The 13,423-nt window shown below is 44.1% G+C and carries 12 protein-coding genes; 4 read left to right on the plus strand and 8 right to left on the minus strand.

Annotated features, from left to right (window positions below; all coding sequences use genetic code 11):
- Nucleotides 1-268 precede the first annotated feature (268 nt).
- Nucleotides 269-1,546 (plus strand): diguanylate cyclase, encoded by a 1,278-nt coding sequence (locus tag LHL20_RS09235; RefSeq protein WP_226433086.1) that lies wholly within the window; start codon nucleotides 269-271, stop codon nucleotides 1,544-1,546.
- A 58-nt stretch (nucleotides 1,547-1,604) separates the two neighbouring features.
- On the opposite strand, the gene LHL20_RS09240 is transcribed toward LHL20_RS09235, so the two are convergent.
- Genes LHL20_RS09240 through xdhA form a run of 7 tightly spaced genes read right to left on the minus strand, consistent with a single transcriptional unit; the run spans nucleotide 1,605 to nucleotide 9,662 of the window.
- Nucleotides 1,605-2,849: a urate hydroxylase PuuD gene (locus LHL20_RS09240; RefSeq protein ID WP_226433087.1), complete on the minus strand. Its 1,245-nt coding sequence runs from the start codon at nucleotides 2,847-2,849 to the stop codon at nucleotides 1,605-1,607.
- Between the two features lie 15 nt (nucleotides 2,850-2,864).
- Nucleotides 2,865-4,160, minus strand: coding sequence for a guanine deaminase (guaD, locus tag LHL20_RS09245; protein ID WP_226433088.1), 1,296 nt, complete (start codon nucleotides 4,158-4,160; stop codon nucleotides 2,865-2,867).
- Between the two features lie 5 nt (nucleotides 4,161-4,165).
- Nucleotides 4,166-4,498: a hydroxyisourate hydrolase gene (uraH, locus tag LHL20_RS09250; protein ID WP_159625268.1), complete on the minus strand. Its 333-nt coding sequence runs from the start codon at nucleotides 4,496-4,498 to the stop codon at nucleotides 4,166-4,168.
- An 18-nt stretch (nucleotides 4,499-4,516) separates the two neighbouring features.
- Nucleotides 4,517-5,020 carry a 2-oxo-4-hydroxy-4-carboxy-5-ureidoimidazoline decarboxylase gene (gene uraD, locus LHL20_RS09255; RefSeq protein ID WP_226433089.1) on the minus strand — a complete coding sequence of 168 codons (504 nt, stop codon included), beginning with the start codon at nucleotides 5,018-5,020 and terminating at the stop codon, nucleotides 4,517-4,519.
- Nucleotides 5,007-5,864 (minus strand): xanthine dehydrogenase accessory protein XdhC, encoded by an 858-nt coding sequence (gene xdhC / locus LHL20_RS09260; RefSeq protein WP_226433090.1) that lies wholly within the window; start codon nucleotides 5,862-5,864, stop codon nucleotides 5,007-5,009. The genes uraD and xdhC overlap by 14 nt, the downstream gene beginning before the upstream one ends.
- Nucleotides 5,861-8,230 (minus strand): xanthine dehydrogenase molybdopterin binding subunit, encoded by a 2,370-nt coding sequence (gene xdhB / locus LHL20_RS09265; RefSeq protein WP_226433091.1) that lies wholly within the window; start codon nucleotides 8,228-8,230, stop codon nucleotides 5,861-5,863. The genes xdhC and xdhB overlap by 4 nt, the downstream gene beginning before the upstream one ends.
- Nucleotides 8,223-9,662, minus strand: a complete 1,440-nt coding sequence (gene xdhA, locus LHL20_RS09270) for a xanthine dehydrogenase small subunit (RefSeq protein WP_226433092.1) — start codon at nucleotides 9,660-9,662, stop codon at nucleotides 8,223-8,225. Before xdhA ends, xdhB begins: the two co-directional genes overlap by 8 nt.
- 370 nt (nucleotides 9,663-10,032) lie before the next feature.
- Between xdhA and LHL20_RS09275 the strand changes: the two genes are divergently transcribed.
- From LHL20_RS09275 to LHL20_RS09285, 3 genes are read left to right on the plus strand one after another with little or no spacing between them, the layout of a single operon-like run.
- Nucleotides 10,033-10,677, plus strand: coding sequence for a TetR/AcrR family transcriptional regulator (locus LHL20_RS09275; protein ID WP_159625191.1), 645 nt, complete (start codon nucleotides 10,033-10,035; stop codon nucleotides 10,675-10,677).
- Nucleotide 10,678: 1 nt separating this feature from the next.
- A complete protein-coding gene (gene puuE / locus LHL20_RS09280) occupies nucleotides 10,679-11,608 on the plus strand; it encodes an allantoinase PuuE (protein WP_226433093.1) in 930 nt (309 codons plus the stop codon).
- Between the two features lie 33 nt (nucleotides 11,609-11,641).
- Nucleotides 11,642-11,899 carry a DUF3862 domain-containing protein gene (locus tag LHL20_RS09285; protein WP_226433094.1) on the plus strand — a complete coding sequence of 86 codons (258 nt, stop codon included), beginning with the start codon at nucleotides 11,642-11,644 and terminating at the stop codon, nucleotides 11,897-11,899.
- Nucleotides 11,900-11,959: 60 nt separating this feature from the next.
- Here the strand turns inward: LHL20_RS09285 and LHL20_RS09290 are convergent, their stop codons facing one another.
- Complete coding sequence (locus tag LHL20_RS09290; protein WP_202265065.1) at nucleotides 11,960-13,291, minus strand: NCS2 family permease; 1,332 nt, start codon at nucleotides 13,289-13,291, stop codon at nucleotides 11,960-11,962.
- Nucleotides 13,292-13,423: the final 132 nt, after the last annotated feature.

Below are 13,423 nucleotides of genomic sequence, written 5' to 3' on the forward strand. Positions count from 1 at the left end.
AGTTAATATAATCAATTAGTGTATTTTTAGTAACTACTGTGTTTTTATTTAAACGCGCATAAAAAGATGAATGAACGACGCTCTAATCCTTTTTCCTATTTTTACGCCTTATTGTAGGTTTATGCTTACGCTGTACTAATATATAGACTAGAGTGTAAATGCAACCTCTGCGGGATTCTTATCTTTCCCTAATTCGCACGCTGAGCGTGTGATTCAATAAACAACATATGAGGCGACGGAATGCAGTTGTTACATTGGGCGGTGTCCCATGTTTGAAAAGACTTTTCATTATTGTGCTGTCGGCTTAGCGCATGTTGGCTTAGACGGCGCGTTTATTCGTGTAAATAAAAAGCTATGCGAGTTTCTTGGGTATCCAAAAGAAAAGCTTACTCAATTAACCTTTCAAGAGTTAACCGCTCCTCAATACTTGCAGGAAGATTTGATTTATCTTGAACGCTTGCTAAAGGGGGAAATTGAAAACTACGCCATAGAGAAACAATATGTCCGCAGTGACGGTCAATTGGTGTGGGGTAAACTTACTGTCTCACTTGTACGTGATTTGCAAGACAATCCAGAATATTTTATTTCTGTAGTTGAAGATATTGATGATAAAAAGCGAATTGAAACTGAATTATTCAAGGTAGATGCGCTTTTCAGTAAAATTGTCAGTGCGTTTTCTGAGCGCACTTTTATTTGGGTTGCTACGCCCGATTTAGATAAATTGCACTACGTCAACGATGGCTATAACAATATTTATGGGAGAAATGAGTACGAATTGTACTGCAGCCCAGTTTCATTTATTGATCACGTTCACGAAGATGATCGAGCGCGTGTAGCGAAGGTATTTAATAAGCGACCATTGCAAAATTGGGATCTTCAATATCGTATTATCGATGCTTCTGGAAACGTTAAGCATTTGCACGACAGAGGCAGCCTCATCTACGACGCCAGTGAACAGCAAACACTGATTTTGGGCACGGCTGACGATATAACCAAAGAAAAGGCACAGCAGCATGCACTGATGAGTGCAGTGGCGAAGCTTGAAATGCTGTCTAAAACAGACTCGTTGACAGGGTTAGCAAATCGCCGTGAAATTTTCAGCCAGTTATCGAAAGAGATAAGCCGCATGGAGCGCGGGCAAAAGATTTCAACATTGGTCTTTGTTGACCTCAATAACTTTAAAACCATCAACGACGACTATGGTCACAAAGTGGGTGACATGGCATTGTCGCACTTTTCAAAAACGATGGAGTTGCTGTTACGTGATAGTGATAGGTTTGGGCGAATTGGTGGAGATGAGTTTGTCATTTTACTCTACGGTAGCGATGAAGCTGAAACGCAAGCATTCTTTGAAAGACTGGAGCACAGCGAGTTCACACTCAGCCTAGGCGATGGAATATCTTTACCTATTGCTTTTAGTTTGGGCTGGGTTGAATGGAACTCTTCAATATCCTCCGTGCAGGAATGGTTGGACCTTGCCGACGAGGCAATGTATCAGCAAAAAAGGGAGCACGGCTGTTCAGGAGAAATGGAGAGTGCCGGATAAACACTTAAGATTAGTATCGCGTCGCACGCACATGTGAGCGCGACGCGATACTTTTGCACTAATTTTGTCTTGCCGCAAACCAATCTGCTAGCAACTGTCTTTCATCCTCTGTCATGCCTGTCTTATTTAAAAAGGGCATGTCTTTTGTCACTGAGGCTCGACGCACTATCTGCGGCGCAAAACGCTCAATATCTTCCCAAGAATCTAGCACAACCCCTACAGGAGCAACGCTAAAAATATGGTCAGTTGGGGTGCGAGAGTGGCAGCTTACACAATGGCTTTCAATAATGTTTGCTACTTGAGCATCAGTGATGGGCACCGATTCTTTACTACCAACGGAGTGTGGATCTTTAGCGCTCACGCCAACCAATTCTTCGCTAGGTTGTATATCACTTACTGTGCTTTGCGGAATCGAAACCCAAAAGGTAATCGCTAGCATAGCAATAGCCCCAGTGACTAAAATACTCGGCTTTGTTTTACCAATATGCTTTAAATTAAAGAAATGTCGTATCCACGCAGCCGCTGCCATAATGGCAATTAACACTAGCCAGCTATGAGGATGCTGATAAGTCATAGGGTAGTGGTTTGAAATCATGATAAACAATAACGGCAGCGTAAAGTAGTTATTGTGCACAGAGCGCAACTTAGCACTCGCCCCCCATTTTGGGTCGATATCTTGCTTATTGGCGACAGCGGCTACCATTTTGCGTTGATTGGGCATGATATTGAAAAATACGTTACCTGCCATGATGGTCCCGATAAGAGCACCCACGTGAATGTAAGCGCCTCTTCCACTAAACCATTGCGTCGAAAGGTAGCTCGCTATGCAAACTAGTGCTATCAGGCACACCCCAAACGCAATAGGGTAGTTCGCCAATTTACTACGACAAGCAATTTCGTACAGCGTAAGGCCGCCAAAAATTACGCCTAGTCCCAGTGCAATAGCCATTGATGGTGTTATTGGGTTTATTGAAGGGTCAATGAGGTATGCCGAGGCACCGAAGTAGTAAACTATGATTAACAGAGCGAAACCTGACAGCCATGTTGTATACGCTTCCCACTTAAACCAATGCAGCGTTTGAGGCATCTGTTCAGGGCCGTATGTATATTTAGCCACTTCGTAAAAACCGCCACCATGTATGGCCCACAGATCACCCTTGATGCCTTTGTCCTGCTTCCATTTTGGCGGTGTGCGCAGGTTGTTATCCAGCCAGATAAAATAGAAAGAAGCGCCAATCCATGCAACGCCTGCAACTACGTGAAACCAACGAACAAAAAGACTTAACCAATCGAGCCACGGCATTATTATTCTCCTTCTTTACTGCAGCATTTTGTTGTCATAGCAACAGCGACCACTTACCCATGTTTGGGCAATTGCGCGGTCGTCGCCTAGAATACTTAAGGCAAAAAATACATCGTCGAACTCAGCATTATCTTGAATTCGAAGCATTGTTAATTCGTCAAACCTTGGCTCTACAATAATGAAATCAGCCGCTGAACCCGCATTAAGGTTTCCAATCTCATGATCAAGGTTGTGAGCGATTGCTGCCCCTTGAGTCATTAAATAAAACCCTTCTAGTGGGCTGATTGGCGCGTTCCGTAATTGGCTTACTTTATAGGCGTCACCATAGGTTTTAAACATATTAAACGTAGTGCCCGCGCCTACGTCTGTGGCTAGAGCTACATGCACATTATTGGCACGTGCTGCACTCATATCAAAAAGCCCGCTACCTAAAAATAAATTGGAAGTAGGGCAAAACGCGATACTTGCATTGGCTTCACCTAAACGCGCCCATTCATTAGGCGTCAGGTGTATACCATGACCAAAAACAGCTCTTTCGCGTACAAGATTAAACTTATCATATACGTCGAGATAACCTTCGGCCTTAGGAAACAAACTTTTAACCCACGCAATTTCATCAAGGTTTTCAGACAAGTGCGTTTGAATAAAAACATCGTCAAACTGTTGAGCTAGCTCACCTAATGCTGCAAGTTGTGCTTCAGTGCTCGTGGGCGCAAATCGTGGTGTGAGTGCATATCGATTACGGCCGTTGTTGTGCCATTTTTCAATCAGCGCGGCACATTCTTTTTGCGCTAAAACGGCCGTATCCTGTAGTGGAGCAGGACAGTTTCTGTCCATGCACACTTTACCTGCGATCATTGCCATGTCGATACGACTGGCTTCATTGAATAAGGCATCACAGCTATCCTTGTGCACAGTGCTAAATACAAGGCCTGTCGTGGTACCATTTTTAAGCAGCTGGTTAATAAATACTTTTGCAATAGCGCTAGAATGAGCGCTATCAGCAAACTGCATTTCTGTTGGGAAAGTATAGTTTTCTAGCCAACTCAAAAGCTGTTCACCGTAATGGGCAATGCTTTGGGTTTGTGGATAGTGTAAATGGCTGTCGATAAGTCCAGGTAATATCCACTTTCCCGATAAATCAACAATACTTGCGCCGGGGTAACGCTTATTGATGGCATCAAAATGGCCCACATCAACAATGTGTTTTCCGTCTATCAATAAGCCACCGTCGTGATAAACAGCGATGTCATTTGTAAATTCTGAAGTGTGCTTAGGAAAGTGCGCAATGCTTGCACGAAATAGCTGCATGTGTGTTAGCTGCCTCTGTAGCTGCTGTAACCAAAGGGAGAAATCAACAAGGGTACATGGTAGTGCCCACCGTTATTCTCAAGTTCAAATGTAATATCAATATGCGGATAAAAACTCTTACCGTGATGTGTTTCCAAATAGTCCTTACAATGAAAACGTAACGTGTAAATACCTGCTACAAAACCTTCTTTACTGTTCATGGCCCATTGATTAAATCGACCATCGCTGTCGGTTATGCCCTCAAATGATTCGCCGTTTGGTGTGGTTAGCGTAAGCACAATTCCCTGTGCAGGTTTGCCTAAGGTTGTATCTAATACATGGCTAGAGAGTGTGTTCATCATCTCGTCCTTACTTATTCACGCGAGCGCTTTGTTAATTCGTAAAAGCGTTATTTTTATTTGTTCAGCTGCCGCATTTGTTATTTCTTGCGCAGTAGAGTTGGGAAGTCGCTTTTGTAGCTCGCTTAACATTACATCGGCTGAAAGACCCGTAGCGCAAATAATGAAAATAAAGCCGTGTTTATCCAAATACGCTTGGTTGGCTTCTTTAAGCTGATTGAGCGTAGCCTCAGATGCGACAGCTGTACCTGACTGCTCGTTGGCTGCTATTGCTTTTGTGTTGGCAAATTTTTCGCGCAGCGTATTCATATCACCAATCATAGGATGGGCTTTAAATGCTTCTAAATAGTCTTGTTCTGCGCATTTCGCCCATGCTGTTTTTGCTGTTTCCTCAATATCCTTTAAATCGGAAAAAGGGCGCGCGTTGGTCATACTGTAAATCCAAGTTCTAGACGCACAGCATTGTTCAAACCATTTGCTAGCCTGCTGGTTATCTAAATTGTTGAGTTCATTCAACGTCATGGGAATGTTCCTTCTCTTCACATTCGTGGTGCGGCAATGGCGCCAAATCCGAGTGGTTTTTTTGGTGTAGTCGCGCGATTATTTGAGCAGATATGGAAACGGCCACTTCAATGGGTAACTTACCAGGTATGTCGGTATTGCCGATAGGCGTATGAAGTCTCGATAGCGCTGCTTTATCGAATCCGCGGTTTGTTAGCTTTGTAATAAAGCGTTTTGCTTTTGTTTGAGAACCAATTAACCCAACAAATGGCAGGGAAGGGTACGCAAGTGCTTTCTCGGCAATGCGATAATCGAGCTGGTGGTCATGTGTTAATACAATTAACCAGCTCTTATCTGGCAGGCTAGTAACTTCTGATTCAGGCTCATCTTCAACGACTTGTGTCACGTTAGCTGGCAGGTTATCTGGGAACTGTGCATCTCTGCTATCTATCCACGAAATTCTCACAGGAAGCTGCGCTAAGATAGGGATTAATGCTTTTGCTACGTGACCTGCACCAAATACAGCAATATGTTGCTGGTGAACATTACAAACATCAAACAATACTTTTACTGCGCCACCACAGCATTGCCCTAGCGAACTACTTAAAGGGTAACTGTGAAGCTCTGTGCAAGGCTTTCCTGCCGCAAGGTAGTTTCTTGCGCGCTTAATTGCGTCGAACTCTAAATGTCCACCGCCAATTGTATCAATTGACGCACTTGCGGTTACCACCATTTTACTGCCTTGCTCGCGGGGGGTTGACCCCGCCGCGGTGACAACGGTTACCAGCACATACGATTCGTTTTGCTGTTGGCAACGAGCAATGCCCTCGTACCATGTTTGAGGTCGATAGGAGTTACTACTCATCGCGCTTTTCTCACCCCTTCGCTACATTGCAAACTTTGCACCTTGCCAAGAGCGTCGAGTATCCGCTCTGGTGTGGCTGGCGTATCAAGCTGGGGGTCTTGTGTGTATCCCGACAAACTTGAGATGGCATCTTTTAACGCGCACCACACAGAAATTGCTAACATAAATGGCGGCTCACCCACAGCTTTAGAGTGATAAATACTGTCTTCCTCATTTTTTCGCCCAAAAAGAGACACATTAAAATGCGGTGGTGTATCGCCAATGGCAGGGATCTTATAAGTCGCCATGTTTTCACTAATTAATTTGCCATCTTTGTTCCACTTCAAGTCCTCAGTGGTTAACCATCCCATGCCTTGAATAAACGCGCCTTCAATTTGGCCAATATCAATGGCAGGGTTAAGACTCTTTCCAACATCATGAATAATGTCGACTTTATCGACGGTGTATTCTCCTGTAAGGGTATCAATTGAGACTTCGCTCATTGAAACACCGTAAGCGAAATAAAAGAAAGGACGTCCTTCGCCAGTATCGCGGTTATATTGAAGTTTTGGCGTTTTGTAAAAACCACTCGCAGAAAGCGATACGCGTTCAAAATAGGCAGTCTGTACTAAATCTGCAAATGCGATACAGTGCTCTCCTAGTACTAATTGCCCATCGACAAATACTACGCTATCCGCATTTTCAGGTTGGCCAACTGATTTCGCAAAGCATGATGCGAGACGGTTTTTTAGTATCAAACACGCATTTTGTACCGCTTTACCATTAAGATCCGTACCACTTGATGCCGCTGTGGGTGACGTATTGGGTACTTTATCAGTACGGGTGGATGTCACTTCAATCATATCAAGGCCCACACCAAACTCGTTCGCTGCAATTTGGCCAATTTTGGTATGTAGTCCCTGACCCATTTCAGTACCACCGTGGTTTACCTGAATACTGCCATCAGTATAAATATGAACAAGAGCACCGGCTTGGTTTAGGTGTTTTGCCGTGAACGAAATTCCAAATTTAACAGGCGTTAACGCCAGTCCTTTCTTAATGATGGGGCTCGTACGATTGAACTGAGTAATTGCCTCACGGCGCTGCCAGTACTGCGCCTTAGTTTCGAGTTCGTCGATCATATCAGGCAGTAAGTTGTGCTCTACTTCCATGCCATAAGGTGTGGTAGTACCTGTGCTTGGTCCGTAAAGGTTGCGCTTTCTCACTGATAGGGGGTCAACACCTAACGCACGTGCTACTTTATCCATCATGGCTTCTGCCATTATCATGCCCTGTGGGCCGCCAAAGCCTCGATAGGCGGTGTGCGATACCATATTGGTCTGTAGCCGGTGACCAACAATGTCGCTAACACCTAAAAAATAACCGTTATCGGCATGAAACATCGCTCTATCGACAATGGCATCAGAAAGATCAGGCGAGTGGCCACAAATACCGTTAATCTCCATGCGTGTCGCTTCAATTTTGCCTGTACTATCGAACGCAACTTCAAAGTGGTTTTCAAAAGGGTGTCGTTTACCTGTAACATGCATGTCGGTAAAACGAGGAAGACGTAGTTTCACGGCGCATTTGTTTCGTGATGCAAGGAGTGCTGCAATACAGGCCCATTGTGCTGCCTGGGTTTCTTTACCGCCAAAACCACCGCCCATTCGTCGCATATCAACCATAACGCGATGCAGTTTCACGTTGAGCACTTCAGCCACCAATTTTTGAACCTCACTGGGGTGCTGGCTAGAAGTGTATATTTTCATACGATCTTCTTCATCAGGAATGGCAAGACTGACCTGACCTTCTAGGTACATATGTTCTTGGCCACCAATACGAAGGGAGCCTTCTTCAGAATACGTCGAATCGTCTAGTGTTGGTTGTACCTGCGCACTATTTTGACCAAAACGGTGAGTAGGGCGCACAAACATTTGCTGCTGGTGAGCGGCATTGGCATTAAGAACAGGCGAGCTTTCCACTACATTTATTTGACCCTTCGTAGCGGCTTGTCGGGCTAATTGAACCGATGTGGCAAGTACCGCAAAAACGGGCTGGCCGAAAAATTTGATTTCTTCATTGGCAAGTAACGGATCGCCCTCAAACACAGGGCCAATATCTTTGTGACCCGGCACATCATCGATAGTTACAACATCTACTACACCTTCACTGGCGCGAACATCGTCCAAATTTAGTGATGATATCAGCCCTTTCGCACAACTACTTAACCCCACCGCCGCGTAAAGCGTACCTTGGGGTTCAACGATATCGTCAACATAGTTTGCGCTGCCTTGTACTTGTCGAACAGCACTTTCATGCCTTGATGATACATGTACAACCGCGTTATTTTCAGTTGTTGTGCTTGCAGTATCTATTAACTTACGCATGCTGCACCACCCGAGTCTCAATGTTGTTTTGCGTTTGATTTTCTAGCCAGAAGCGATGCCAAAGGTTTGCCAAAACCGTTTTACGATACTGTGCGCTGGCCCGTACGTCGTCGATAGGGGTGAATGCATCAAAAAGAATTTGCTTACCTATGCTCATGGTTTCATGACTTGAAAACTGTTTGCCCACTAACGCATTTTGCAATTCATTACATTGAACAGGCGTTGCGGCAACACCACCGAATCCACTTGTTACCGTGACAATCTTGCCATCTTCAAGAGTGAGCTTGAATACTGCGCAAACTGCAGAAATATCATCTTCAAAGCGCTTAGATATTTTATATGCTGCGACTTGTTGCCTATCTTCCAAAAGTGGTATTTCAATAGCTGAAATCCATTCGCCATGAGCAAGTTTTGTTTTTCTGTAGCCTTCAAAGAAGGTGTTAATTGGCACTGTGCGAATGTTCTCGCCATTATCAATATGTAATACTGCCTGTAATGCGAGTAGCAGAGGCGGCATATCACCTATTGGCGATGCATTTGCCACATTCCCGCCTATAGTGGCTTGATTTCGAATGGGCAAAGAAGCAAAGCGTGTGATCAACTCAGCAGCTTGTGGGAAATGTCGCAATAGCAAAGGTGCCACATCATTGATAGGCAAGGCTGCACCAATTAGAAGAGAGCGCTCTGTTGTGGTGCATTGTTTTAGGGATTCAATGTGTGACAAGCTAATTAAGGTACTAATGTTTTTTAACTGTTGAGTAAATTGCAAACTTAAATCAGTACTGCCCGCGACGAGTTGTGCACTAGGGTGTTGAGATATAGCGCTTTTTAGCGATTCGCGCGTGGTGGGCATGATGATATTAGTCGTGCCTAGATTGTCCGCTTTTAAAGCAGTCAGGCGAGTTAGTGTTTCAGCCTCGCGCTGACTAAATTGGTCATTCGCCTGTTGTTCACACACCTTAAGCGTGGCGTCAATAATGGGGCGGTAGCCTGTGCAGCGACAAAGGTTACCAGAAAGCGCATTTAGGACGTCGTCTCGGTTAGGTTTACTGTTGGTGTGATAAAGGGCAAACATAGACATTATAAAGCCCGGCGTACAGAAACCACACTGTGAACCATGATGATCAACCAATGCTTGTTGAACGGGATGCAATGTGTCGCCTGAACTTAAGTGTTCTACTAATAAAAGCTGTTTACCATGGACCGCGCTCATTAGCGTGATACAGCTATTTACCGTACGATAGTGTAAAGGCGTTGACGCGTCATTTGATGGCTCAACCAATACTACAGTGCATGCTCCGCAATCGCCAGCAGCGCACCCTTCTTTAGTACCAGTGTTTTTTCTATACTCGCGAATGTATTGCAGAAGAGTGAGATCGGCCCTCGCTTCATCTATTTCAACGATGTCTTGATTAATAAGAAAGCGAATCATACTCACACCTTCCAGTTATTCTATTTATTGTATTCATTAATATAGCTGTATTTATATCAAAAAAGTAGACCATCTGGTCAATTTATTGCTTATAAAAAATGGCCTAAGGATTAAGGCCATCATTTTCATGAATAAAAGTAAGCAAATAACGTGCGCGTTTTGACTAGGCAAGAAAATTAAAATGAGTAATAGGCGGGTCCTCCTATGCTTGGCAGTATTTGGCAAAAATTTGGCAAAATTCATGCTAACGTAGCAATAGGAGTGGCGGCGCTAGCGTTGTATACTTTTGTAATGCGCGAGTTCTTGATATAAAGAAGCATCACGCTTCAATGCGCTTGCAAAACATAATTGCAAAGGAATTTGAATAATAATGATAAAGGTAAAAAGCGCCGATGCTGGTGTAGGCGCTATGAATAGAAGAAAAATACTTCAGGCCGCGGAAAAGTGTTTTGCGCAGTTTGGCTTCAAGGGTACTGCGGTGCAAAAAATTGCAGACGAAGCTGGCTTGCCAAAAACCAATGTTTTGTATTATTTCAAAACTAAGCAAGAGCTTTATGTGGCAGTACTCGAAGAAACCCTTTCACTGTGGAACTCTCACTTCGATAAAGCAACAGTAAATGACGATCCTGCAACGGTGCTTGCGACCTACATTGCCGAGAAAATGGAAGTCTCCCGAACACATCCAATGGCATCAAAAATCTTCGCAATGGAGATTATAAACGGCGCTCAGAATTTAAGCGGTTACTTTGATGAAGAGCACGCGCTCTGGATGAAAGGGCGCCTTGCACTTATTGAGGCGTGGGTTGAAGCGGGCAAGTTGCCCCCAGTGGAAGGTGAATATTTACTTTATACCATTTGGGCAAGTACACAGCACTATGCTGACTTTTCAGCGCAAATAACTCGACTACGTGGTAAGAAAATGACAAAAGCTGATTTCGAACAAGCGACTAAGCAAGTGGTAAAGCTTGTGCTTGGCGGATGCGGTTTGTCAGTGCCTGTAGAGTATAGGGACTAATATGTCACAGGCTAGCTATCCAAGAGATCTAATTGGTTATGGTCAACATGTACCGCATGCTAAATGGCCTAGCGATGCAAAAATTGCGGTGCAATTTGTTTTAAACTACGAAGAGGGGGGTGAGAACTGTGTATTGCATGGTGATGAAGCCTCTGAGGTGTTTCTTTCTGAAATCATCAATGCACAAGCATACAAAGATAGGCACTTAAGTATGGAGTCTATCTATGAATATGGCAGCAGAGCTGGATTTTGGCGTTTACATAAACTGCTTAACAACTTCGACATTCCCGTTACCGTTTTTGGCGTGACCATGGCAATGCAACGTCACCCCGAAGCGGTAAAAGCAATGATTGATTCAGGCTGGGAAATTACCAGCCACGCGATGCGCTGGGTGCACTACCAAGACATGGATGAAGCAGAAGAGCGCAAACAAATTGATGAAGCTATTATACTGCACGAACAACTCACTGGTAGTAAGCCTGTAGGGTGGTATACGGGGAGAACCAGCCCGAATACGTTAAAGCTAATTGCCGAGCGGGACGACATACTTTATTGCGCTGATTCCTATGCAGACGACTTGCCTTACTACGATTGCCACTACAGTAAGCCGCTACTGATGGTGCCTTACACTCTAGATACTAACGATATGCGTTTTGCGACGCCACAAGGGTTTAACAGTGGTGAGCAATTCTTTACTTATTTGAAAGATGCGTTTGATGTGCTGTATGAGGAAGGGGACACTTCACCTAAAATGTTGTCGATAGGTCTACATAATCGAATTATTGGTCGTCCTGCTAGAATAGCGGCATTGAAGCGTTTTATTGAGTATGTAAAGTCTCACGATAAAGTATGGCTTGCAACACGAGAAGATATTGCCCGCCACTGGCTGAGTACTCATCCTAAAGACGATAGTGACAATATGTCGGCTTAGGATGTAGTCTAAGAAAAAACAAAGGACACCATTATGAAAACTAAAATTATTGCCATTATGTTTGGCGCACTTGCACTCACGGCTTGTTCTAAGTTGACCAAAGAAAACTATGACAAGCTTGAAATGGGGATGACTCAAGAAGAAGTGGAAGCCGTATTAGGTACTGCAGATAACTGTGGCAAGACGATGGGAACGTTGGCGTGTACATGGGGCGATGAACAAGCAAAGCACATCAAGATAGTGTTTATGGGCGATAAAGCCGTAACATTTAATTATGATGGCCTAGAGTAGCAATTGATAATCAATAAAAAGGTGGCCAAGGCCACCTTTTTTCGTTTAACTAACTGTTTTTTATTTTAAATCTAGTATGTAGCGAAGTAAGAACACAAGCGCCAAGGCGTATGTTAAAGGTGTAACTTCTTTAAATTTTCCTGTGCCAACTTTTATGCCTACATAAGTAATAAAGCCCAGTGCTATTCCTTCACTAATGCTAAACGTTAATGGCATTGCAATCAGTGCAACAGACGCCGTCGCAAGCGCGCCTAAGTCGTCAAAATCAACTTGGCGAATCGATTCCATCATTAAAATACCCACCATTAGTAGAGCGGGCGTTGTCGCCATAAGGGGAATAACCTTCATCAGCGGCGTAAGAAATAACGACAGTAAAAAGCAAACGGAAACAACAATTGCCGTAAGGCCCGTGCGACCGCCAGCGGATACACCCGTTGCAGACTCTACATAACTTGTTACTGGCGATGTTCCCACAGCTGCACCCACCACGCTGGCAGCGGCATCAGCTGTCATTGCAGGGCCTATTTTAGGAAGTTTCCCTTCTTCGTTAAGCAGGTTCGCTTTGCGAGAAACACCAATCAGCGTGCCGATAGTATCGAACATGTTCACAAACATTAAAGCAAAGATGAGGTCCCACGTTTCGGCCAAATGATCAATTGGATACCAAAAATCCATTGCCATGAAAGTTGATGAAACTGACTCGGGCATACCAACAATAGCATCGGGGGTAGCAGTAAGCGTCCCATTTTCAGTAGGAATAAAAGCCCCGATAATCGTAAGCGTAACAATAGAAATCAAAATGGCACCAGTCACACGCTTTACCATTAATACAATAGTAAAGATAATGCCTAATAGCGCTAGCAACACCGCTGGTTCTGATAGATCGCCAAGTTGAACGAAGGTGGCAGGGTTATCAACAATTAGTCCTGCATTCTTAAGGCCTATAAATGCAATAAATAATCCTATCCCACATTGCACACCTACTTTTAGCGAGGGAGGAATAGATTCAGCTATCTTGGTTCGTACACCAGTTAACGACAATATGAGAAAAAGAATACCATTCCAAAACACAATGCCTAACGCCGCTTCCCAAGGAATTTCTCGTCCAAGGCAAATGGTAAAGGCAAAAAAAGCATTGAGACCCATCCCAGGGGCAAGTGCGATAGGGTAATTCGTCATAAGCGCCATTAACAACGTGCCTAAACACGCAGCAAGTGCGGTGACGGTAATTAGCCCTTCGACGGGCATACCGCTTAACCCTAATATTCCTGGATTAACGACGAGAATATAAGACATGGCCGCGAATGTAGTAAGGCCGGCAATCACTTCGGTCTTAATCGTTGTACCATGGCTTTGTAGTTTGAAGAGCCGTTCAATAAGGTTGTTGGACATCAATTTATCTCTTGGTGTTTTCGAGTTTATGTGCTGAGTAGGAACCAGTTAAAGCAATAAGCTGACCAAATAGTCAACTTGTTGGTGCGTTTTGTGCTACCTTTTAGTAGCTAGACAACACAAAGTCAGCAA

It is taken from the genome of Alteromonas sp. McT4-15 (assembly GCF_020515205.1).
Classification (GTDB): Bacteria; Pseudomonadota; Gammaproteobacteria; order Enterobacterales; family Alteromonadaceae; genus Alteromonas.

Excerpts from the sequence above, each read along its gene's own strand:
- LHL20_RS09235 (WP_226433086.1), top strand. The coding sequence starts at position 269 with ATGTTTGAAAAGACTTTTCATTATTGTGCTGTCGGCTTAGCGCATGTT.
- LHL20_RS09240 (WP_226433087.1), bottom strand. The coding sequence starts at position 2,849 with ATGCCGTGGCTCGATTGGTTAAGTCTTTTTGTTCGTTGGTTTCACGTA.
- guaD (WP_226433088.1), bottom strand. The coding sequence starts at position 4,160 with ATGCAGCTATTTCGTGCAAGCATTGCGCACTTTCCTAAGCACACTTCA.
- uraH (WP_159625268.1), bottom strand. The coding sequence starts at position 4,498 with ATGAACACACTCTCTAGCCATGTATTAGATACAACCTTAGGCAAACCT.
- uraD (WP_226433089.1), bottom strand. The coding sequence starts at position 5,020 with ATGACGTTGAATGAACTCAACAATTTAGATAACCAGCAGGCTAGCAAA.
- xdhC (WP_226433090.1), bottom strand. The coding sequence starts at position 5,864 with ATGAGTAGTAACTCCTATCGACCTCAAACATGGTACGAGGGCATTGCT.
- xdhB (WP_226433091.1), bottom strand. The coding sequence starts at position 8,230 with ATGCGTAAGTTAATAGATACTGCAAGCACAACAACTGAAAATAACGCG.
- xdhA (WP_226433092.1), bottom strand. The coding sequence starts at position 9,662 with ATGATTCGCTTTCTTATTAATCAAGACATCGTTGAAATAGATGAAGCG.
- LHL20_RS09275 (WP_159625191.1), top strand. The coding sequence starts at position 10,033 with ATGATAAAGGTAAAAAGCGCCGATGCTGGTGTAGGCGCTATGAATAGA.
- puuE (WP_226433093.1), top strand. The coding sequence starts at position 10,679 with ATGTCACAGGCTAGCTATCCAAGAGATCTAATTGGTTATGGTCAACAT.
- LHL20_RS09285 (WP_226433094.1), top strand. The coding sequence starts at position 11,642 with ATGAAAACTAAAATTATTGCCATTATGTTTGGCGCACTTGCACTCACG.
- LHL20_RS09290 (WP_202265065.1), bottom strand. The coding sequence starts at position 13,291 with ATGTCCAACAACCTTATTGAACGGCTCTTCAAACTACAAAGCCATGGT.